Consider the following 22813-nt stretch of genomic DNA (forward strand, 5'->3'; position numbering starts at 1 on the left):
AGGCCAACTATTAATTTTAATTCAGCAAATGGAATTTTTCGAGAATTACGACCTAAAGTCTTTAGACAATCTGGATTTGTTAGCAAAGCAGGTAGTTGAGGGATTTATTATTGGATTACATAAAAGTCCATTCCATGGGTTTTCAGTTGAATTTGCGGAGCATCGACTTTATAATCCAGGAGAATCTACTAAGAACATTGACTGGAAAGTTTATGCTCGAACAGACAAGCTTTTCACTAAGCGTTTCGAGGAAGAAACGAATCTTAGATGTCAGATTGTAGTCGATTGTTCTTCGTCAATGTATTTCCCGGAGGATAAAAATCGCATGAACAAACTCGTGTTTTCCTCTTTAGCTGCTGCATCGCTCATGAATCTGCTAAAGAAACAAAGAGATGCATTTGGTCTAAGTTTATTTGATTCCGCTGTCAACATCCATACACAGTGCAGGTCTAGTACGTCTCATTATAGATTATTATTGACCTATCTTGATCAGTTGATTCACGATACTACACCTCAGAAAAAGACATTTGCTACGGATGCGCTTCATCAAATTGCTGACAGTGTTCATAGAAGATCGCTCATTATGGTTTTCAGTGACATGTTTGATACCAGTGAAAATTCTGATAAGCTCTTCGCAGCACTGCAACACTTAAAGCATAATAAGCATGAAGTTGTGCTTTTCCACACGGTCGATAAATCTTTAGAGCTAGATTTCGAGTTCGAAAATAGACCTTATGAATTTATAGACATGGAAAGTGGCGAAAAAGTTAAACTGCAGTCGAATCAAGTGAAGGAGTATTATCAGACTAAACTGAAAGCTTTCACCGATGACCTAAAAGCGAAGTGCTTACAATACAAAATTGACTTAGTAGAAGCAGATATTAGAAAAGGATTCCATCCAATTCTACAGAATTACTTAGTGAAACGAACAAAAATGAATGCCTAATGATAGATTTGAGTAAAATATCAACGAGAGCTCCAGAAGGCCTGGACAAAGATAAAACAAAGAAAAAAACAGAAAAAATAGCCAAAAGAATAGGTGAGCTAGCAGAAATAATGAAAGCTCAAAAAAAGCACTCATTGTTAATTGTTTTTCAAGGCATGGATTCATCGGGAAAAGATGGTTCTACCGAGCATGTGTTCGGAGCTACAAGTCCTTCACATGTATCTGTTAAGGGATTTAAAAAACCAACAGAAGAAGAATTCGCTCATGATTTTTTATGGAGGGTAACGAAAGAAGCTCCTGCAAAAGGGATGATCAAAATATTTGTTAGATCACATTACGAAGACATCTTAGTGCAACGAGTTCATAAATGGGTAACAGAAGAACGAGTGACGCAAAGAATTAACGCTATTAATGCGTGGGAGACCCTATTGATAGAAGATAATAATACCACTATTCTCAAGTTCTACCTCCACTTATCAAAAGAAAGACAAGAGGAAAAATTACAAGAGCGAATAGATATTCCAGAGAAAAATTGGAAACACAACCCTGGCGATTGGGAAGAAAGAAAATTTTGGGATGAATACATGAGGGTATACGAAGATGCAATCAATCGTTCTGTCGTGCCATGGATTATTGCTCCTGTAGATCAGCGATGGTATCGTAATTATTTTATTGCTTCTAAAGTATTAGAGACCATGGAGAACATGGATTTAGAATTTCCGATATTGAAAGATGGACAAGCTTAGAGTAGATAAATGGCTGTGGTCAGTTAGAATCTTTAAAACCAGAACACTAGCTACGAATAACTGCAAAAAGGGAAATATTAAGATTAATGGCGAAAAAGCCAAAGCTTCAGCGAATATTTCTGTAGGTGATGAGATAGGTGTTCATAAAAATGGATTCAACCTAGTATTCAAGGTTCAAAAATTAATAGCAAAAAGAGTTGGTGCTCCGCTTGCTGTAGAATGTTATGAAGATCACACTTCTGAGGAGGAACTCAACAAATTTAATGATTGGTTTATTGGAAAAGCGAGGCCTGAAATCAGGGAAAAAGGAGCTGGAAGACCGACCAAAAAAGAACGAAGGACCTTGGAAGATTTCAAGGATGGGTTTATAGATTGAGAAGGACCTCACTGCTTACAGCTTACAACTGCAGCTCTTGCGAACCGAAAAACTCATAGCATCACTCCATGTGATACCATGATTTTTCTATGACTGATTATGAACTTTAAATGGACCTTGTACTTCAGTACAATACTTTCTATACAATCATTATAACAAGGACTATACTTTACGAAAATAGCTCACAGCTCATAGCTCACAGCTTACAGCTCATAGCTCACAGCTAACAGCTAACAGCTGCAACTCTTGCAAACCGAAAAACTCATAGCATCACTCTATGTGATACCATTATTTTTCTATGACTGATTATGAACTTTAAATGGACCTTGTACTTCACTGCTTACAGCTTACAGCTCATAGCTCATAGCTCATAGCTACCATCTGCAACTCTTGCGAACCGAAAAACTCATAGCATCACTCTATGTGATACCATGATTTTTATACGACTGATTATGAACTCTAAATGGACCTCGTACTTCACTGCTTACAGCTTACAGCTCATGGCTCATAGCTACCATCTGCAACTCTTGCGAACCGAAAAACTCATAGCATCACTCTATGTGATACCATTATTTTTCTATGACTGATTATGAACTTTAAATGGACCTTGTACTTCACTGCTTACAGCTTACAGCTCATAGCTCATAGCTCATAGCTACCATCTGCAACTCTTGCGAACCGAAAAACTCATAGCATCACTTCATGTGATACCATGATTTTCCTATGACTGATTATGAACTTTTAATGGACCTTGTACTTCACTGCTCACAGCTTACAGCTTACAGCTCACAGCTTACATCTAACAACTGTAACTCTTGCGAACCGAAAAACTCATAGCATCACTTCATGTGATACCATGATTTTCCTATGACTGATTATGAACTTTAAATGGACCTTGTACTTCACAGCTTACAGCTTGTAGCTTGTAGCTTGTAGCTTACAGCTAACAACTGCAACTCTTGCGAACCGAAAAACGCATAGCATCACTCTATGTGATACCATTATTTTTCTATGACTGATTATGAACTTTAAATGGACCTTGTACTTCACTGCTTACAGCTTACAGCTCATAGCTCATAGCTCATAGCTACCATCTGCAACTCTTGCGAACCGAAAAACTCATAGCATCACTCTATGTGATACCATGATTTTTCTACGACTGATTATGAACTTTAAATGGACCTTGTACTTCAGTACAATACTCTCTATACAATCTTTATAACAAGGACTATACTTTACGAAAATAGCTCTTCGCTCACAGCTCACTGCTCACAGCTTACAGCTAACAACTAACAACTGTAACTCTTGCAAACCGAAAAACTCATAGCATCACTCTATGTGATACCATGATTTTTCTATGACTGATTATGAACTCTAAATGGACCTCGTACTTCACTGCTCACAGCTTACAGCTAATAGCTTACAGCTTACAACTAACAACTGCAACTCTTGCGAACCGAAAAACTCATAGCATCACTCTATGTGATACCATTATTTTTCTATGACTATTTCTAAGAAAAAATGACAAATCGAAAAAAGTTTTATAAAAAATGTGACTCTTTTGAAAACTTCTCGTCTTAAGGGTGCAAGTAATGTTTAAAAGGTTTAATTAAGATTTAAGATTGGAGAATTAGGAACTCCAATCTTTTTTTATTTATAGTACTTCTGAAATAATTCTTCAGTAAATTTTCGTCCTGATATCAAACTCAATCCCTATTTTCCTTCCTTCAATTTTAGCGCTTCTTTCAACATTTTGATATCTTTCTGAATAGTTTTATTCATGTTCACCACTGATTCTTTCATCTTCTTATTTTCCAATTGCAATTCTTCTATCATTTCTTGTTGTTCCTTAATCGCTTCTAATAATATAGGCGTCAATCGGGAATAGTCTACCGACTTATATCCTTCCCTATCCGTCACCACCAGCTCAGGAAACACCTCTTCAACTTCTTGCGCCATTACGCCGATCTGACGTTCGTTCGAAAAGTCCTTCTCAGGAAAGTCTTGTTGGTTCCAGAAGTAATATTGCCCTTCTATATTTTTAATTTTTTCAAGGGTATTGGTAAAACCTTCGAATCCTTGCTTGAACCTGATATCTGAGCTAGTTGTAATCGTACCTGTAGCTACAATATTCCCGACCACATCTAATTTCTGTGAAGGTGAAGAAGTGCCTATACCTACATTAGCATTGTAACCTAAAACTAAACTATTGCTCTGATTAACGGTTGCATTGGCTCCAATCGCAGTAGCATTTCCTAATGCCCCTGAACCCACATTTGCCCCAAAACCAATGACTGTATTATCATTTCCTGTGGTATTATTATCAAGTGCATTAAACCCAATAGCCGTATTTCTATTACCTGTATTATTCAGGTAACCTGCTTGATGACCCAGTGCTACATTTCCAGCACCTGTGGTATTATTAGATAACGCCTTATATCCATTTGCTACATTACTATACCCTTCTGTATTATTATACATTGCTCTATAGCCATTCGCTGTATTTTTATTTCCAGTCGTATTTGTAAATAGCGTTTCAGAACCATTGGCTGTGTTTTCACTTCCTGTAGTTGTATTCTTTAATGCCTGAAAACCAACCGCATTATTTGAAGAACCACTTACACTATTACTTAACGCGTAATTACCTATGGCTAAATTATCTTCCAATGTAGCATTTCCCAATCCTGCATTTATCCCAATAAAAAGCCCAAAATTAAAAGCTGCTGGCTCTAATCGAGCATCCGTCATTTTCCATCTTTCAGCACCTGCCACTCTGAATATAATCTTATCTTCATCGGGAGCTTGTTCCACATGAATTTGGGTATCATTATCGGTATCCCGAAGTAAACTCGTACGAGCATTCAGCGCCCACCAAGCACTCCCGCTATACGCATAAAACATATTATCAGTGGTCACATAAACTAGAAGCCCGGTTGCTGGACTTGTTATATTATCTCTTTGAGTTGCAGTCATTCGCGGAATTAATAGTCCTTTCGAATTACTTGAAATTTCCAATTTAGCGGAAGAAGATGGACTAGATGTTCCCATACCTACATTCACATTATTTCCAAGTACTAAGCTATTGCTTTGATTAACGACCGCATTAGCACCAATGGCAGTAGCATTCTCCAAGTCTCCTGAGCCTACTCCTGATTGATAACCAATCGACGTATTAGAATTTCCTGTTGTATTATTATAGAGCGCTTCTCGACCTACTGCGACGTTCCAACTTCCTTGAGTATTGTTATACAAAGCGTGATACCCAGCAGCCATATTTAGATCTCCACCTACATTAGACAATAGCGCTTCAAATCCAAACGCCGTATTCCAATTGCCCTCCGTATTATTAAATAAAGCTCGATAACCAGTTGCCGTATTTCGGAATCCAGTGGTATTCCTATATAGGGTTTGAAAACCATTAGATGTATTCTGAGTGGCAGTAATGCTGTTATATTGAGATTGATATCCTATCGCAGTATTAAAACTACCTTGCGTATTTAGATAAAGCGCTTCTTTTCCAATAGCGACATTGTTATTACCAGTAGTATTCGAATAAAGAGCCGCATAACCACTCGCAGAATTATGAGAACCTGTGGTGTTTAATTTCAATGCATAAGCACCATTGGCATTGTTGAACTCACCCGTTGTATTAGTAGTAAGTGCTTCGTATCCATTAGCGGTGTTCTCTGATCCGGAGGTGTTAGATTTCAGTGCGGCATAACCATTAGCAGTGTTGCTGCTCCCAATAGAGTTCGAAGATAGGGACGCAAAACCAGTCGCTGTATTATTATCCCCAATTGTATTATCATTTAGCGCAGAATGACCGGTTGCTGTATTGTTATCTCCTAAAGTATTTAACTTCAGTGCCCCATATCCTATTGCGGTATTATCAAAACCAGATATATTCGCCTCTAATGCTTCGTAACCAGTTGCTGTATTGTTCCGTCCGACAGTGTTAGCATACAAAGCAAATCCACCACTAGCCGTGTTATTGGAACCAGATGTATTCGATCTAAGTGCTGAGTAACCATTGGCTGTATTCGCCGATCCAGTGGTGTTGTACCTAAGGGTATTCGTTCCGTTAGCCGTATTCACCTGACCTGTTGTATTAAATCTCAGCGTATTAGATCCATAAGCAGTATTTTCGGATCCTGTCGTGTTCGCTCTCATTGACTCGTATCCATATGCTGTATTCGAAGATCCTGTTGAGTTGAACCTAAGCGCATTATAACCACTCCCCGTATTATTATATCCTGTCGAATTTGTACTTAATACTTGATATCCAATTGCCGTGTTCTTGTTACTCGTACCATCATCTGCTATTCCAGCTTCTTTCCCTATAAAAATGCTTTGTCCAAGTGCTTCAAGATGCAAGGTCTTCCCATCCATTTTCGCAAATTCTACTCCTTTATTATAAAATCGGATGTTGTCATCATCTGGAGTTTGCTCCGTCAATATTTTCGTATCTGCATCCAAATCTTGCAATTCATTTCCAGATCCAATCTCTTCCCAACTTCCACTTTTAAAATACCAAAAGCTCTCTGTAGTATTGTCATAAACCAATAGCCCATCAGCAGGACTCGCAATGTCGAGCCGTTCGATGGAACTCATCCGCGGAATGAGGAGCCCTTTTTCAGCAGATTGAATATCCAAAATTGCGGAAGCATCCGGAGATGCTCCTGTGTTGTTCACACTAATATTTTGCCCATATGTCATACTGAAAGTGGAGAAAGCAAGAAATAAGATTAGCAAACATTTCCGAGTAAAAGCATTTGCTATTTCTTCCCAATAATTGATCAAAGAAGAAAGTAGAAATGAAAATACGGTTAATGAAAGCAACGAAAACCAGGAAAATTTAGTCATTAAATGTTGATTAAGATTATAATTTTCCGCAATCTATATACTGGTAGGTTTCATGTCAAATATAGGCGATAGACAAATAATAGACAAAACCACGAACACCAATCATATACACTTGAATATCAAATAGTTGAAATTTATTATAAGTGCAGAATAAAATCATCCAAATTAACACTTTCATCTAATCCTAATTTCTTCCTTAATCGATATCGCGCGGTATTTACGGAGGCCAAAGTGATGTTTTGAAAATTAGCTATTTGCTGACTTTCTAACTTTAACCTAATTAACGAGCAAAGCCTTTTTTCTGTCTTAGAAAGGTTAGGAAAGTTATCATTCAATTTTTTATAGAACGCATCATTCAATAAATCTAATCGATTAAAAAAGTCTTCTGTATCAGAATTGAAGTCAATTTTCTTTCGAATGTCCTCTTCTAGTTCAAGTAATAACTTTGCTCGGCCTCGCCCCTTCGTCAAATTGATCTTTTGGAATTTCTCGTATAATTCACGCGCCCATTGATAATTATGCGAAAGGTTAATTGCAAAATCTGAAAGGTCGCGCTGCTTAGAATCTATTTCAGATTTTAACTGAGCACTTTTTAATTTTTCTAAATGCCAGGCTTGATCAGTAATGAGTCGTTCATTTTCTAAATTTTTCAAGTGCTGATTCCGTCTTTGGTATAAAAAATAAATCAAAGTAATGATCACAATGGCAGATAAAATAACGATCCCTGTAATGAATCGCTGAGTTTTCAGTTGGTTGGCCTTTTGATTCTGTTCCATCTGATGGGACAAATTGACACGCTCCATGACGATATCGTTTAGCGCAAAAGAATTCGCTTTAGTTTTTTCAGTATTAACTCGATTAACACTATCCTTCAAAAACAAAACCTTCTGTGCAAAAATATATGCAGAATCCAATTGCTTATCTAATTCAAACATCCGATGCTTTAAGTTAAAAAAATCGATTTCCGATTCTGCAGATAACTTTTGATTAACGATCGAAGCCTCTAGAATTTCAAGGTTATTTCTAGCTCTCGCAGGAGCATTTAAGGATAAATCAGTATTAATAAGTTGGATTCCTGCACTCACCATTCGGGTAAGATCTTCTATTTCACCGCTGTCTGATCGTTGACTTCTAAAATAATCGAAATTTTCTAGGTAAAGGGCTCTCGCTTGATTCAGATCACCTTTCTCAAGATAATTATCAGCAAGGTTATCTCTAATGCTCCCCAACAATGAATGATCAGGGAAATTATTTTGAGTGATTTCAAATGCCTTTCGAAAATAATACAAAGCTGAATCCATTTCTTCTTCGTATGAACTTAGAAGCAGGCCGTAATTATTTAGAGCAGATGGGTAGTAAATGGTTTCGCTTGCTTCAGAAATAGAAATAGCTTTTTGTAGGTAAATGTTTGCGCTGTCTAACTGATTGAATTTTGCAAAAGACCGAGAAATAATCGCGTAAGCAAATGTTCTGTCCGGTAAGAATTCATTAGAATCGGCTGATGGATGTTCTGATTTCCATGCTTGATATTCAGCAAGTAACATTTTATAGCAACGTATAGATTCGGATGGTATACCTTCAGCGTGGAAACTAAATCCTAAAGTATTGAAGATCTTAATCTTTTCATCTGGCTTCAAATCTGATTTGCCAACTAAATCCAAATATTGAATCCTTAAAACTAATAATTCAGCAAGTGTTGTGTATTTATTACTTCTGATCGAATTGATCACTTTTTCTGCTGCTATCGTAGCTTCTCTAGGTGAGATGTCTTCCTGTGCATGCAAAGCTAAGTGAGTAGTTATGCAAAACAACAATATGAATACTATACGGATAAAACTTAGGACCAATATTCTAGCTTTTTTTAAGGCATTGATTCACAAGATAGATATAAAAAAAATCACTTGATCTACTGCGACCTAAACTGCTCATATTCAGCACTTAAACCTTTGCAGCCATCTCACTTCATTTAATTTTAAATATAAATTAATTCTTATATATGTGACCTTTTAAAATTTATACGACTTAATAGAGCAAGTAATGTTTAAAGCTTTAATTAAGCTAAGATTGGAGGGTTAAAATACTCCAATCTTTTTTTTGTTCACAAGTTTTATCAATTCAAAGAAAGCATAACGCTAGATTCATTATTAACATTGACCACGTAAATACCCTGATTAAATCCAGACAAATCTAGCTTTTCTGAATTTCCCTTTCCTGCTTTTGAAACTAATAGTCTTCCGTAAATATCAAAAACCTTAATTGCTGCTTCTGAACGACCAGACCACTCTACCGTTATAACATTGGCCGTAGGGTTAGGAAAAACTTTGAACTCTATCACTTCTACATGCTCAACATTTACCAAGCGTTCGCAGTAATCTTCATTTGGATTTAATTCTATAAATCCTTTTGGAGATAAATCCCTATTCTCAAATCCCACATAGTCTGCTGGATACTTAAACGCTCGAAAAATCACATTTTCCCGTGCTTCTAGTATTGTGCCCTGGTCTACCCTATTTCCAGCTTTAAATGGAATTTCATACTCCCAGACTATTTCGTTTTCTGGAGACAATTCAACGATGTATCCATGCGTGCCGCTACACGTTAAGATGTTCTCATTGGGCAGCAGTTGAACGCTAGATTGACCTGAAGAATAAAAAGAAAAAGTATCTGGATGAGTAATAGAATTCGCAAACTGCCTCGGTTCATAAATGCTATCCACAAGATCATAAGATTGTGTGATAGAATTCCATGGCGTTTCGAATTTTTCCATCTTCGAATATCCTGCTGGAACCTGATTGTTAAAGGCTAATATTTCAGTGGAAATACTATCTCCCGTATCTACGAATTCATTAATCCAATGTGCATCATGAGGAAAAAACAATGTTTGATCTGATGAATCTCCACGCCTGTAGGCTTGTGGATTACCAACTCTATAAAGCAGGTCCCCTCCCATTCCTGAATTTCCACCAGAATGACTTGCAGCTTCCTCAGCAGAAGTGGAATGATCTATAATCCATAACTCGTTAAAATAGGGAACGCTCAGAATGATTTGGTCTAAATCAGCATTATAATCTATAGAATTCACATGTAACCAGTCCCAATCATTCGCTCCTTGATTCTCAATATAATTCAGATCGATTAACTCTGGATGATTGGCTACATTTCCGTAATTCAGTTTAGTTGAATCAAAATCTTGGATAAGGTGATCCCATGCGTGCCATTCCCACACTACTTCATTACTTTCTGGACTAATTTCGAATATATAATCTGGGTGTAATTCACCATAACCCATTGATTCTGGATCTCTCCCATTTTCTATTGCTTCCTCCTTCGTCTTCTTCTCCCACGAAATCATTAAGATATTGCCATTCGGCATAATGCTGACATCGTGATGCAAACGTTCTTGTTCCGTATTTAACTCATAGGACCAGAGCAATTCATTATCCCAGGATAATATCTCCACAAATACACCTCCGCCTCCTTTACCTATGGAATCACCTAAGGGTCTCTTTTTACATTTTACCAAGTTGCCATTTTCGAGAAGATATACGGAATTGTTAGGAATATAAATGTCATTGTCTTCCCAAGAATGTACAACTTCTCCGCAATTATTAATCAAATAAACAGAAGACTGTGCTCTTGGAAAAAACAATGTATAGCCATCGAATATCTGATTTTCTTTATAACTTAAAAGTCCAACTGTCTGCTCTTGGGCGAACAGTGAAAAGTTGAAACAAATGATGATTAATATTAAAGCTTTCCTCTTCATCCAAATTTCTTAAAGTGGTGTATTAATTAAGTATTCGATCTAAAAGTATAGCTTATTTCAGGAAAATTGGTAAAAGAATTTTGGAAAAGGATACTAATGGAATGGTAGGCGGAGATTCAGTCTCTAAATATAATTTGAATGCCTTCGATCCAAAAAGGCAACTAGGCGTGATTAATTGCCTACTCTCTTCTCCCAATCTTTAACTATCATCTTCATTCTTCGCTTGTTTTTGTTAAAATCTCCATAGCCTTCTCTCGAAGCCGAGCGAAAATGAATTACTTTATCTTTATCGTCAATTAGGAATTCTACATCATCGATAAAATTTCCAATTCGAGTGAGGAATTCAAAGTGCATGTAGTTTCCATCTTTCTCAATCAGCGTAGTATTCTCATAACTTCCTAGCATTTCCTCTAGTTCATTAATGATAGCAATTGATGAACCAGAAAACGGAATAGCTTGCATCTTTTTGCTTCGCCTTGTTTCTTGCGTACTTAGACAATTAGGCGAATTAGGACATGGAGCAAGTTTGGTTTCAACAGTCTGGAACGATTCCGCATCGAAGATAAAACTTGATGAAACTAAAAAGGAAATGGCAATGATGAACTTCATGCGATAATTTTTAACGCATCGTAAAACTTCTACGTGCTATTTTACAACTAGATAGATAGCAAAAAGTTTATATTGAACTTGCTTTAAACATGAAGCTTCGATTATTCTAGAAGCTCGGTCTGTTTATTATCATAACAAAGTATTCAAGGGATTCAATCATTGTTTCTTCAATATTATGATTCACTTATTTGCTCATTATTATAGTAGATCTTAATATCCGCCAGATCTCTTAAGAAATCTATATTTCCAACTTCGATTCTATTAATTTTCAATCCTGTCCTGCTTTCTAAATCTAATTTCAAAGCATTTTGGTTTTCAGCTTTTATATTCTCTATATTTTCGTACACAACTTTCTTGTAACTTTCATTTGCACCAAATTTGTATATACTAAGTATCCAGATACAAGCGATAACGATCACATTAGCACCTAGAATTTCTGCATAACTCATTTTTTGATTAGCCAATGAATTAATAACCGAAATACCGATGACTATGAATAGATAGGTCATATCATTTATTTCCATAGGGTCTGTCCGATATCTTATAATGCCGAAAATCGCAAATAGCCCTAATGCCATACCCAAGTCTAGTTCAAATTTCTTCAACGTGAAGCACAAAAAGAATACGATAATGGCTATCATATAATAAGTGAACAAGTAAGTCTTATTCCCAGAAGTTTTGTAATAAAAAGATCGGATAATGATAGTGATTAAAGTAATATTGAGAACAAATCTGAAAAGCATTTTATAAAAATCATCATCGAATACTGGGATGCCGAATAATTCCATGTTAAGCTGTTATTTTAGTTAGTTTATTTAATCTTAATAATTTTGGTTTAAAGACGTTATACTTAAGATCTGCATATAACTTGGTCATTCCGGTGCAATATTTACTAAATCCCAATGGGTTTATACTGTGTTTTTTCAAAGCTTTGACTAAAGCTGAGCTTCGATCATATCTTTCTTGCTTTAATTCTATGATCGCTAAATTAGGAATGCGTTCTCCTATTCCATTATGAGAAAAGGCTAAATCTAGATCAATGGTAGCTCTTTCCTTGTGCTCGATATTCACTAGTGTCATTCTTTTGAACTTGTTCCATAACACAGGCCTTAGATCATAATCTACGCCTGTCGTTTCTATTATAAATTGTTGCAGAAGTTTTGGAAGTTCTAGTTCAAAATGTGGAATGGTCAGTCTAGATTTATTCGTATTCCCCTTTCCATCTTTCATTTTAATTTCAAAAAAGAATTTCTTATAATCAACATATTCTCTAATCCGTATTTTTGTCCTTCTAACTTTTCCATTATGGTGATCCAAATAAAATTTCTTCTCTGGAGTATCGAAGTAGAGCGAATTATAATTCATCACTCTTCGTCCTCCTATTTCTAGTAATTTGTATTCACTTTGAACTGCGCTGAGTATTTCCTCAAGTTTGTTTTCAGGAATAATGAACTTCGTATCCGTTCTCTTCAATAATGAAACCGAATCCATCTCCTCTAAAGAAATAGAATCAAACTCCTCAGCTATACTATTTATGCATGTTTTCATATATTCTTATTAATCATAAAACTGGTCATTCCGGCAATAGTTACTTTTTACGACCACTATTACTCAGAAAACTGGCAGGGCAAAAGTTTTACCCATTGAAAATTATTAGTTAGAAGCTCCTTTCATTCTATTTTGCATATGCATTCGCAGCAGCAATTCTATTGGCATTATGCGATTTCAGGACATTTACTGCTGATTCAAATTCATTGTATGAATTCAAATAACTGTAGTCCGTCGTTTCCCCTTGCATTGATTTTTTTATTAACAGTTCTGTTATGGAATAATAGTTTTCCATATTAGACTGCTCGAATGGACCTTCTATAAAATCGACTATATGTCCTTTATAGATTTCTTCATATTCACTAACATTCATTAAATAACCGATTAATGGCCAACTCGTACCATTCAGACCACTGAAATTAAATGCGAGCGCGCCACCTTGTTTGCCTTCATCGAAAGCTTCATTATTATCCCAGGGAATCCATTTTATCAAACCATCCGCAGGATCATGATACAAGTAGTAGTTATGCGCCATTCTACCGTAAGTATCCCAGTTTTGAATCGTCGTATTAACTGCTAGCCATTTCAGAAATCCATCAACATCAAAAACTGACTCCAGCTTATCTTTCCAAGCTTCCACATCTGAAGTTCTTTCCGCACTGTGAAGTATGTTATATAATTCTTCTATATCTTCCTCGCCGGTTCCTCCAGTTGTTTTATTCTCGAAGTCTGACAAATTGAATCCATAGGTTGAAAATTGGGCACCATCATCTTCAGGCTTATAGCAATTTCCGTAATCACTCCCGAAAGACTTCTTGAGCATGGTTTCGAAAACTACTTCCACTGCGGTATACAATCCGAAGTATACAGGCCCCTGGCCATAGTCAACATACAATTCATAGTATGCTGCTGACGGTGCAGGTATACCACTCTCAGCAAACAAATAATTAGCCGTGTGCTCTCTCATTAATGATTTGTCATTGTAATTACTGCTCATCGAGAGTGCAGGAAACCCATAAAAAGTTTGGTTAGTGATCTCTGGATAATCATCTTCGAATTCATCAAAATCAAGTCTAAAAGGGAGTTTCTGTTCACCTTGCGCAGAAGCTTGCAAACTAGAATTTCCTTTATATCTGATTCCTACATTATACCACTTTATCCCATTGAACTCCAACTCACAAGGAAAATATTCAGGCGTTTCATCAGAGAAATCTCCTCCTGGTCTTGTGCTGAATCCGTAGATATCAGTCAGATTATCCTGCATGGATTCCCACTCATCATTAGCTATGGTGATTGTAAATTTATTGACTTTATTATCAGGAAACACAACATCATAATCTGGGTCAGCATTCGCACTGTGTGTAGTCTCACTCCAATCGTCTAATCCTTCGCCAGCTGTGAATGTTGTTTCGTCATAACAAGAAGAACATATGAATGATATGACCATGGATAAGAATAAATATTTACCGTTTATCATTATTTATAAGGTTTTATAGTGTATGTATATTTAAGCCCAGCGATATAAGTGGTCTTTGGTAAACTTGTATTTAATTCATTCTCCATCCTATAGAACACTCCTATATCACCCGCATTTTTAAAGCTATATTTGGTAGCAATGGTATATCTGATCTTATCAAATCCTCCATTTGACTCCAGATTCCTAAATATTTCTGCTGAAATTTCTGGATCCAATTTCCAGTTTTTGATATTGTAGTTCGTCTGAAATTTGATTCGGAAATATGAACTTGGATCATCTAAGTCGACATTCTCCCAATCCAATTCCTTCTTATTCTGAAATCTCAATCTTAATTGGAGATCAAGTCGATTAACTTCTTGCTTGTAAGATGCGTCTAGATTATATCGGAACTTATTCTCGTAATTATCATTTTTGGTTCTATCGTAGATATACCTTGTGCCCATTCCCACTTCTAAACCTTTCGTCAGTTTGTAGGAGATGCCGATTTCTGTCAATGCTTGATCTAAGGTTGTTGAATTTTCACTTAACCTCATCCCTTGTTCGAGACTGGCTGTAAATTTCTTATTAAACTTTGCTTTCAACCGTACTGAATGCCAAGATTCAAAGTCACTAGTTACCTTAGAATAGCTGTCTTGTGCAAACATTCCTGTCGTACAAACTGACAACAAGGAGCACATAAATAAAACTTTTATTGATATTTTAAGACTCATATTTATTGATTTGTAGTCATTAGACAGCGCGAATTTGAAAATCCTTCGGTGACATGAAAAAAAATATGATAAACTTAATATTCAGTAGGATTATCCTTAGTTTATAGAACTGTACTATAATTTATAAGTCATGTGACAATCGGCTTCTATTTACGTCTTAATAGTATGTAGACCTCCATTTTATATTTATATAAAATGATAATTAAGATTTGGAGACCAAGGGTACATGTAATGTGTACTTTATACTCTGCATATCTCCATTTAGTTTACCAAGCTTATTTTACAAGTTTGGTAGGCTATTTTTTTTAGTGTACGAGTGTAATATCTCCTACTATTACTTTCTTCTTATCATTTTCTAAATCAAATTCAATCAGATAAGTGAAAACTGCAGGATCAGAGAATTGGTTAGCAATGGTACCATCCCAAGAATAGGCTGATTCATTCATAAGATCAGAAGCATGGTACACTCTATTTCCCCATCGATTAAAGATGGACACTGCATGTATAAACAAGTCAGGTTCTTCTATAAATATTTCAAACTCATCATTCACACCATCTCCGTTAGGCGAAAAAATATTAGGAATATAGACCTTATAGAATGCCAAGTCTAAATTAACTAAGCTATCGCAGCCTTCTGCAGTCTGAAGATTTAATTCATATGCACCATCTTCAGAGAAGCTAAAATTTTCTATTTTATAAACATCTCCTTCGAAAATCTTAGCAGAGATATATGATTCTTGCTTTCCTTTAACTCTTAAATCAAGGATCACTATACTATCACAACCCATTTCGGTCAACACCGTATCGATGTATATGCCGGGTTCTAATAATAGATTGCTATTAAAATCATACGGCTCATCTTCACAGATGGTTAGGTTTACTTCAGTAACAAATTCAGGAACCTCATAAGGGTAAATTTTTGACAGATTACACTGTCCATCCAGGTATTCCATTACGGAATAATCACCTTCTATCAAGTGTGGATTATAGCTTGAATTTGTTTCACCTATAATGGCAATTCCATCTTTATACCACTGGTAAGTTGCATTTTCATTAGGCGTGACACTTATTTCGAAATCATCTACACATACGCTTTCTTTTTCCTGAATATTCTTACTGAAAAATTTGCTTTCAGCTAGAATTAAGTTATCAAAATAGTAATACAGATTTACGGAACTAGTATTCAATGCACACGGTGGCCCGATAGCAATTGCATAAATATCCTCATTTGGGACAATGGTAATTGTAGTCTTCACCCAACCCGTACCACTTACTTTTTTTGAATTCAAAAACTGCCAATTCGGTCCATTCGTCGGACAACCTAAAGTCTCATTCCCAACTCCAAAAGGTAAATAATCACAACTTGTAGTACCGAAGAATGACACATCTATTGCAGGAGAGTTTGTGGCATTGACAAATCCTATATAAAATTCAAAGGTATATTCCTGTCCTGCAAGTAATGGCGAGATTAGACATGCACCTGCGTATTCTTTCCAATTTCTCTGGGTACTTCCATTTCTTATTCTGCCATCTCGAAAGCCCAGTACACCTAGCCCATCTGGAAAAGGATACGGTGGTGGGAGATCATCGGACCCAGTATACCCACAGCTGTTGATATAATCTGTAGTGGGCTCTGATGCTTGTATCCAATCTACTGCACAGTCTAACTGAGCCCGTTCTTGAGGGCAACAACTCCGTTCTTCGAAAGATGGATTAGGTATTAGAGACACTGGTTCTGGCTGAGCACATTCACATCCTGGATCGTTCAGATCTATCAGTCCATTTCCGTCATCATCTATTCCATTATCACAAATTTCAATTTGATCGATCATACCTGTGTTCGCCTGAAGTCTTGGTGATAGAACGGTAAGGAATATAAATCCCAAGCAAAACTGAAGGCTGCGCATTTTTTACACTTTTTATGATTTCTAATGGTTAGACTTTAAAAAGTGAGAAATCCTTCGCGACAAGGAATAAAAATTGACAACAAAAAAATATGAACTCCAATTCAAATAGACCTCTGAACGATTGATTGAAAAATTTAAGAAAGGATGGTTTTATTGAATGATCGTAATATCTCCAGTGATTACCTTGGTTCTATCATTTTCCAAGTTGATTTCTATCACATAGGTATAAACGCCGGGACTGGCATTTTCATTAGCAATGTTTCCATCCCAAGTGTAGTCGGTTTCCTGAAGCAAGTCAGATGAATAATAAACTCTACTACCCCATCTATTAAAGATAGATACGGAATTTAAAAATAAGTTTGGCTCCTTTAAAAACACTTCAAATTCATCATTCACACCATCTCCATTCGGTGAAAAAATATTAGGTATGTAAATTTTATAGAAAGCTAAGTCAAGTACAACTAAACTATCGCAACCTTGAGCTGATTGCAAGTTCAACTCATAAGTTCCAACGTCTGAAAAACTAAAATTTTCCATCCTAAAAACGTCACCTTCGAAAATCTTAGCAGAAACCATATCTTGCTGTTTTCCTAGAACACTTAAGTCAAGGATTATAATACTGTCGCAACCAATATCAGTCAATATTGTATCAAGATAAATTCCAGGCTCTACCAGTTGGGATTCATTGAAATCATACTTTTCATCATCACATATAGTTTGGGTAATTTCAGTTCTATATTCAGGGACTTCGTAAGCATAGACTTTCGAGAGATTACATTGCCCCTCCAGGTATTCCATAACAGCATAGTTCCCATCGGCCAAGTGTGGCTTATAACTTGAATCGGTTTCGCCGATGATGGCAATACCATCTTTATACCATTGGTAAGTTGCATTTTCATCGTGTGTCACACTCAATTCAAAATCATCAACACATACACTTTCATTTTCATCAATATTTTTGCTGAAGAATTTACTTTCTGCTAAAATTAGATTATCAAAATAATAGTAGAGGTTTTCAGTACTGCTATTCGGTGCACAAGGCGGACCAATTGCAATGGCATATATATCTTCTTTAGGAACAATGGTAATAGTGGTAAGCACCCATCCAGATCCATTGACTCTTTTTGAATTAAGGTATTGCCAGTTAGGACCATTAGTCGGACATCCTAATCCTTGATTCCCAATTCCAAATGGGAGGTGATCGCAACTTGTCGTCCCAAAAAAAGCTATTTCTATAGCAGGGGAAATTGTAGTATTTACGAATCCTAAGTAAAACTCAAATGTATATTCATTTCCAGCTAGCAAAGGAGACATCAGACATGCTCCAGCATATTCTTTCCAGTTTCGTTCAGCACTTCCATTGATATTTCTTCCATCGCGAAAACCCATGATTCCTTCTCCGTCAGGAAATGGTACGGGTGCTGGAATATTTTCCCATCCTTCCCATCCACATTCATGAATATAATCTGTAGTTGGTTCAGAAGCTTGAATCCAATTCTTTGCACAATCCAGTTGGCTTCGACCTTGTGGACAACAATTTTGTTCTTCGAAAGACGGGTTCGGAATTAAAGACTGAGGTTCTGGCTTTGCACAATCGCAACCTGGATCATTAAGATCTATTAATCCATTACCATCGTCATCAATCGCATTATCACAAATCTCGACCTGTAGTTCTAAGTGTAAATTTTCATTCAGCCCAAATGCTATCGCTATGGATAAGACAAACACCATGCAAAACATTAGACTACGCATTATTTACATTTCTATTGATTTACAATAATTACTGGAGCCTGATTCAATCCCAATAAACGATCTACGAAACCTTTGCTTAAGGCACTCTGAAGTTTTCCTTTCTTTTTTCGAATAAGCATAAATACTTCGTCGTTCTTTGATTTTTTAATGTAGTCTTCTATGGAACTAACAACCTTAATATCTTTTGTTGTTTTTTTCTTTTTATCTGGATCTCTGTGAATAAATCGAATATCATCAAAAATATCCTTGAAGCCTTTCGATAATTCTTTGGCTAATTCATAGTTCTCGAAATGCTGGATCAGAAAATTCAATCTAATATCTTTCTTAAACTTGTAATCCTGAGGAAGGATCAAGATCGGAATATCTATCTGGTTCAGTAATTTTAGTGCATTCGAACTATTTATAAATTTCGAGATTCCCATGTGATTCTGAGTAGTCATCATGAGAATGTCTGGTTTATACTTTTTAATCTTCACCTTTATACCCTGAACAGGTCTGTTTTTCCTAACAGACGTCTTTATTTTAGTGTCTGATTTTAACAACTTAGACATGATCTCAGCTTGATTATTGAGAAAATTCTTAATTGTTTTTTCATCATCATCCATTAAGTCCTTCAATGTCTGAGGCATGGCTTTACCTCTAATCTTGGGAGGCTCGTATGCATGATAAAGGCATATTTCACTAAACTGCGAATTGTTTTCAAACTTATTTAACAGAGGGATTAGGTTCAAGTAACTATACTGCATTCCGTGTGGAATCAAAATCTTCAAATGTCTCGCCATATTCGTAATTTTTTAAAAATATAAAGACAAAATACAATTTATCTAGAAGTAAAAAGAATGAAATTTCCATTGCTTTAAAGAATTATATTCCAAAGCTGGAAAAGGGAGTTTAATATGATTTAAAGCAAAAAATAATTTACGAAGGAAAGGACGATCCGCTGGAATCTTAGTCCAGTCTATATCCATTGACAACAAAAACTGACGATGTCTTTCTACTAAGGGGAGCGGCACTTTTTTATAACTTGTAAAATTTCTAAATTCGCCGTACATCCCATTCGCACTGTAACCGATAGACACATTAACCCACCTAGGAATTCGATTGCTCGGAGAAAATGAAAGCCAATAAGAATGTCCGTTGTAGTCATAAAATAAACTTTCTAATTGGTTATCTCCCAGCAAGCCATTAGACGCATCTGCGTAGGAAGATCTACGAAAACTAAACTTAAAATCAATTAACTGATCATCAAATAAAGCTTCTTGAGACATTAGAAATAAGGAACCTGCTCCATTCGCAATCATATCGCCCCATGAAAATCCCCAGCCTTCATATAGACCATCGAAAACTTCAATCGGCGTTTGTAAAACGATACCCATCGTGCCACCATATAATAAAGCCTTCTTTTTAGAAACCCCAGCTTTACGCAGCCACTCATAGCATATTTTACTCTCTAAAAAGGAACCATATGCATGCCCGAATTTATCAATCTGCAAATAACCTTTATTATCGTTATAAAAATGAAATGGAACTCTAGAAACATCCTTATACCAAGCGTATCTTAAGCCTGAAATCATGCCAGCATATAACACACTTTCTGTAATGATAGCAGTTGTTAATGTCGTTTTGTTAATCGTAAGGCTGTCATCTTGTGCAGGTGCATTCAAGTTGAATATCATCAAAAGCAATATGACTATGCTTGTCTTCATCTGACGGTTTGGTCTGGGACCAGAATCTTTCCTGTTCTGAAATCGACATTAACATTGGCACCGATAGGAATGGTGAAATTATGAGCTACGTGTCCGAAGTTAAGGCCATAGACACATGGAATATTTAACGACTTCAGTCTATCCTCGAGTACCTGCATTAAGGATAAAGATCGCTCTGGATTATCTGGATTGCATCCGCTAAATTGACCTAAAACAATTCCTCTTGCCCTAGCGATGTCAGAAGATTCCACCACTTGAGTTAGCATCCGATCTATTCGATAAGGCTCTTCTCCTACATCTTCTATAAACACGATCTTGTCCTTGAATTTGATTTCGTATGGCGTGCCGACCATGGCTGCAATTAGCGATAAGTTACCTCCAACTGCAATTCCTGTTGCTTGACCGGGAATAATAGATTTCACATCGTCATAGCTTGTATCTACAGGATAAAAAGGTTCTATGGTAACTCTTTTTTCTACATTCATCGTTAGGTCTCTCAGAATGGTTCTTGAAAAAGTATTATCTTCTGAAGCACCTAGCGGACCATGAAATCCAACAATACCCGTTCTTTGATATATTGCATTCAACAACGCAGTAATATCTGAATAACCTATAAGAACTTTCGGATTCTTTTTAATCAACCGAAAGTCAATCTTATCCAAGATCCTTGTACAGCCGTAACCACCTCGAGCACACCATATACCTTTCACTTCTGGGTCCGAATACATCGAATGAAAATCTTCAAGGCGTTGTTCATCTTTCCCAGCTAAGTAACCAAATTTTTTTCTTAGATACTTTCCTTCTTTTACCCGAAAACCATAGCTAATTGCCTTGTCAATTGAGGTTTGAATTTTCTCTTCGGTAAGCACGCCAGCTGGAGAAATTATTCCAATCAAATCTCCAGGATTCAATCTTGGAGGCAGAATCTTCTTCTTTCCAAAATCGTCTACGGTTATAAACTTGTAAGCTGCCGCAGCTGCTAAAATCGATGCGTTAAAATTTCGTCTATTCATGTCTAAAAGCCTTCTATGGTCACAATATACAAATGTCTCCCATTTCCAAATCCAGTTTCAGAGCCAATTAAAAATTTATTATCCTTAAAGTGGGTGATGGATTCTATTTGTTCTGCTGGTTTGATATTAAAAATACTTCTTACTTTGAAGTTTTCTTCCGAAGTTGGTTTCAGAATTACAAGTGAGTTTTTAAAACCTCCAAAAACAAATTGATAGCACAAAAGCAAAACCTGATCACTTTCTTCATGGTAATATGCATCCGTTACCATGCCTTCTAAAGGGATCGAATCGAGGAATACAAATTCAGAAGTGTAGATCGGAGCGGTATAGATATTCGTATTTTTATTGCCACGATTTTTCGTAAATAATAGGTAGTTGTCATTTTTGACAATCATGGCTTCGCAATCGAAATTATGCTTTTTGACATCAAAACTAGTCTGATCTGGGTATACAACGGAAACGGTTTTGTTTAACTGAAATGTGGAAGCGTCCACGTGGTATATATTGAGATCCTTACGCTGTCCTAGATTATTACCAATATCTCCGATCAGAATTTCATTCTTTTTCTTGTAATAGGTGATTGCTTCCCAATCTCTATTCATAGCTCCAGATATGAGTTTTCTTCCAAGTGTATCTTTAGTTGAAGGATCGATTAGATGCAAATATGGCCCTCCTCCACCATCGTTGTTAATGATCAATTTTTCGTTCAGATAAATCAATCCTGAGCATTCTCCTAATTCAGTTGGCATCTTTGCAAATTTCTGAATAGACAGATTCATTCCCTCAGGGGCTGAGGATGGAATTCTAAAACAACTAGTAATCAGTAAGATTCCGAATAGGTAACTAATATTTCTTATTTCGATGGGTATTGTCATTAGCAGTCGATGTTAGTTAATTGTCAATGTAGGCATTGTGTTAAGGATTATGAGTAAAACACGTATTCTTTTGAGTAAAAATAGCAATTGTTTCTTGGGTGTAAATGTAATAGTAAGCACGGCTAGAATGAACTTTTAATAGGATAGCATATTTCTTGAGAAGAAAGCGGTGACTCGCGGTTGTGACTGCTGAGCCATTTTCCTTGCAAGTCTGATCTTAGCAAATATAACATCTTTCGTCCTCGCGACTGGCATCCTTAAAGATGTCATATTGATGAATTAAATGCTGAGCTAGTGGACCAGTAAGCACAACTATAAGCATCTTCGGCTAGTATAAGTTTTTAATAGGATAGATATTTTCTTGAGCAGAAAGCGGTGACTCGCGGTTGTGACTGCTGAGCCATTTTTCTTGCAAGTTTGACTATAGTAAATATAACATCTTTCGTCCTCGCGACAGGCATCCTTAAAGATGTCATATTGATGAATTAAATGCTGAGCTATTGGACCAGTAAGCACAAC

At 36.3% G+C, this 22813-nt stretch carries 17 protein-coding genes; 3 read left to right on the top strand and 14 right to left on the bottom strand.

Translation table 11 applies throughout. The features are described 5' to 3' along the window. Nucleotides 1–28: 28 nt before the first annotated feature. Genes L2586_RS07765 through L2586_RS07775 form a run of 3 tightly spaced genes read left to right on the top strand, consistent with a single transcriptional unit; the run spans nucleotide 29 to nucleotide 2068 of the window. On the top strand, nucleotides 29–946 hold the full coding sequence (locus L2586_RS07765; RefSeq protein WP_235292299.1) for a DUF58 domain-containing protein: 918 nt from the start codon (nucleotides 29–31) through the stop codon (nucleotides 944–946). Beyond that, nucleotides 946–1692 carry a PPK2 family polyphosphate kinase gene (locus L2586_RS07770; protein ID WP_235292300.1) on the top strand — a complete coding sequence of 249 codons (747 nt, stop codon included), beginning with the start codon at nucleotides 946–948 and terminating at the stop codon, nucleotides 1690–1692. The genes L2586_RS07765 and L2586_RS07770 overlap by 1 nt, the downstream gene beginning before the upstream one ends. Further along, entirely contained in the window at nucleotides 1679–2068 is a 390-nt protein-coding gene (locus tag L2586_RS07775) for an RNA-binding S4 domain-containing protein (RefSeq protein ID WP_235292301.1), read from the top strand. The genes L2586_RS07770 and L2586_RS07775 overlap by 14 nt, the downstream gene beginning before the upstream one ends. A 1713-nt stretch (nucleotides 2069–3781) precedes the next feature. Here L2586_RS07775 and L2586_RS07780 read toward each other — a convergent pair. The 14 genes from L2586_RS07780 to L2586_RS07845 form a co-directional block, all read right to left on the bottom strand. Beyond that, on the bottom strand, nucleotides 3782–6931 hold the full coding sequence (locus L2586_RS07780; protein ID WP_235292302.1) for a tail fiber domain-containing protein: 3150 nt from the start codon (nucleotides 6929–6931) through the stop codon (nucleotides 3782–3784). Between the two features lie 137 nt (nucleotides 6932–7068). After that, a complete protein-coding gene (locus tag L2586_RS07785; protein ID WP_235292303.1) occupies nucleotides 7069–8715 on the bottom strand; it encodes a transcriptional regulator in 1647 nt (548 codons plus the stop codon). A gap of 326 nt (nucleotides 8716–9041) precedes the next feature. Next, a complete protein-coding gene (locus L2586_RS07790; protein ID WP_235292304.1) occupies nucleotides 9042–10697 on the bottom strand; it encodes an aryl-sulfate sulfotransferase in 1656 nt (551 codons plus the stop codon). A 171-nt stretch (nucleotides 10698–10868) separates the two neighbouring features. After that, nucleotides 10869–11306: a DUF1499 domain-containing protein gene (locus tag L2586_RS07795; RefSeq protein WP_235292305.1), complete on the bottom strand. Its 438-nt coding sequence runs from the start codon at nucleotides 11304–11306 to the stop codon at nucleotides 10869–10871. Nucleotides 11307–11479: 173 nt separating this feature from the next. After that, a complete protein-coding gene (locus tag L2586_RS07800; protein ID WP_235292306.1) occupies nucleotides 11480–12094 on the bottom strand; it encodes a DUF4956 domain-containing protein in 615 nt (204 codons plus the stop codon). A gap of 1 nt (nucleotide 12095) precedes the next feature. Further along, a complete protein-coding gene (locus tag L2586_RS07805) occupies nucleotides 12096–12854 on the bottom strand; it encodes a polyphosphate polymerase domain-containing protein (protein WP_235292307.1) in 759 nt (252 codons plus the stop codon). 127 nt (nucleotides 12855–12981) lie between these two features. Then, nucleotides 12982–14331 carry a CotH kinase family protein gene (locus L2586_RS07810; protein WP_235292308.1) on the bottom strand — a complete coding sequence of 450 codons (1350 nt, stop codon included), beginning with the start codon at nucleotides 14329–14331 and terminating at the stop codon, nucleotides 12982–12984. Further along, nucleotides 14331–15041: a DUF2490 domain-containing protein gene (locus tag L2586_RS07815; protein WP_235292309.1), complete on the bottom strand. Its 711-nt coding sequence runs from the start codon at nucleotides 15039–15041 to the stop codon at nucleotides 14331–14333. Before L2586_RS07815 ends, L2586_RS07810 begins: the two co-directional genes overlap by 1 nt. Nucleotides 15042–15346: 305 nt before the next feature. Next, nucleotides 15347–16948: a T9SS type B sorting domain-containing protein gene (locus L2586_RS07820; RefSeq protein ID WP_235292310.1), complete on the bottom strand. Its 1602-nt coding sequence runs from the start codon at nucleotides 16946–16948 to the stop codon at nucleotides 15347–15349. A 150-nt stretch (nucleotides 16949–17098) separates the two neighbouring features. Next, on the bottom strand, nucleotides 17099–18679 hold the full coding sequence (locus L2586_RS07825; protein ID WP_235292311.1) for a gliding motility-associated C-terminal domain-containing protein: 1581 nt from the start codon (nucleotides 18677–18679) through the stop codon (nucleotides 17099–17101). A gap of 32 nt (nucleotides 18680–18711) precedes the next feature. Then, nucleotides 18712–19482, bottom strand: a complete 771-nt coding sequence (locus tag L2586_RS07830; RefSeq protein WP_235292312.1) for a universal stress protein — start codon at nucleotides 19480–19482, stop codon at nucleotides 18712–18714. A gap of 42 nt (nucleotides 19483–19524) precedes the next feature. Continuing rightward, nucleotides 19525–20406 (bottom strand): DUF2279 domain-containing protein, encoded by an 882-nt coding sequence (locus L2586_RS07835; protein WP_235292313.1) that lies wholly within the window; start codon nucleotides 20404–20406, stop codon nucleotides 19525–19527. After that, nucleotides 20403–21419, bottom strand: coding sequence for a S66 peptidase family protein (locus L2586_RS07840; RefSeq protein WP_235292314.1), 1017 nt, complete (start codon nucleotides 21417–21419; stop codon nucleotides 20403–20405). The genes L2586_RS07835 and L2586_RS07840 overlap by 4 nt, the downstream gene beginning before the upstream one ends. 2 nt (nucleotides 21420–21421) lie before the next feature. Continuing rightward, complete coding sequence (locus L2586_RS07845) at nucleotides 21422–22294, bottom strand: hypothetical protein (RefSeq protein ID WP_235292315.1); 873 nt, start codon at nucleotides 22292–22294, stop codon at nucleotides 21422–21424. Between the last annotated feature and the right edge of the window lie 519 nt (nucleotides 22295–22813).

It is taken from the genome of Portibacter lacus (assembly GCF_021533215.1).
Classification (GTDB): Bacteria; Bacteroidota; Bacteroidia; order Chitinophagales; family Saprospiraceae; genus Portibacter; species Portibacter lacus.

Excerpts from the sequence above, each read along its gene's own strand:
- L2586_RS07765 (WP_235292299.1), top strand. The coding sequence starts at position 29 with ATGGAATTTTTCGAGAATTACGACCTAAAGTCTTTAGACAATCTGGAT.
- L2586_RS07770 (WP_235292300.1), top strand. The coding sequence starts at position 946 with ATGATAGATTTGAGTAAAATATCAACGAGAGCTCCAGAAGGCCTGGAC.
- L2586_RS07775 (WP_235292301.1), top strand. The coding sequence starts at position 1,679 with ATGGACAAGCTTAGAGTAGATAAATGGCTGTGGTCAGTTAGAATCTTT.
- L2586_RS07780 (WP_235292302.1), bottom strand. The coding sequence starts at position 6,931 with ATGACTAAATTTTCCTGGTTTTCGTTGCTTTCATTAACCGTATTTTCA.
- L2586_RS07790 (WP_235292304.1), bottom strand. The coding sequence starts at position 10,697 with ATGAAGAGGAAAGCTTTAATATTAATCATCATTTGTTTCAACTTTTCA.
- L2586_RS07795 (WP_235292305.1), bottom strand. The coding sequence starts at position 11,306 with ATGAAGTTCATCATTGCCATTTCCTTTTTAGTTTCATCAAGTTTTATC.
- L2586_RS07800 (WP_235292306.1), bottom strand. The coding sequence starts at position 12,094 with ATGGAATTATTCGGCATCCCAGTATTCGATGATGATTTTTATAAAATG.
- L2586_RS07805 (WP_235292307.1), bottom strand. The coding sequence starts at position 12,854 with ATGAAAACATGCATAAATAGTATAGCTGAGGAGTTTGATTCTATTTCT.
- L2586_RS07810 (WP_235292308.1), bottom strand. The coding sequence starts at position 14,331 with ATGATAAACGGTAAATATTTATTCTTATCCATGGTCATATCATTCATA.
- L2586_RS07815 (WP_235292309.1), bottom strand. The coding sequence starts at position 15,041 with ATGAGTCTTAAAATATCAATAAAAGTTTTATTTATGTGCTCCTTGTTG.
- L2586_RS07820 (WP_235292310.1), bottom strand. The coding sequence starts at position 16,948 with ATGCGCAGCCTTCAGTTTTGCTTGGGATTTATATTCCTTACCGTTCTA.
- L2586_RS07825 (WP_235292311.1), bottom strand. The coding sequence starts at position 18,679 with ATGGTGTTTGTCTTATCCATAGCGATAGCATTTGGGCTGAATGAAAAT.
- L2586_RS07830 (WP_235292312.1), bottom strand. The coding sequence starts at position 19,482 with ATGGCGAGACATTTGAAGATTTTGATTCCACACGGAATGCAGTATAGT.
- L2586_RS07835 (WP_235292313.1), bottom strand. The coding sequence starts at position 20,406 with ATGAAGACAAGCATAGTCATATTGCTTTTGATGATATTCAACTTGAAT.
- L2586_RS07840 (WP_235292314.1), bottom strand. The coding sequence starts at position 21,419 with ATGAATAGACGAAATTTTAACGCATCGATTTTAGCAGCTGCGGCAGCT.
- L2586_RS07845 (WP_235292315.1), bottom strand. The coding sequence starts at position 22,294 with ATGACAATACCCATCGAAATAAGAAATATTAGTTACCTATTCGGAATC.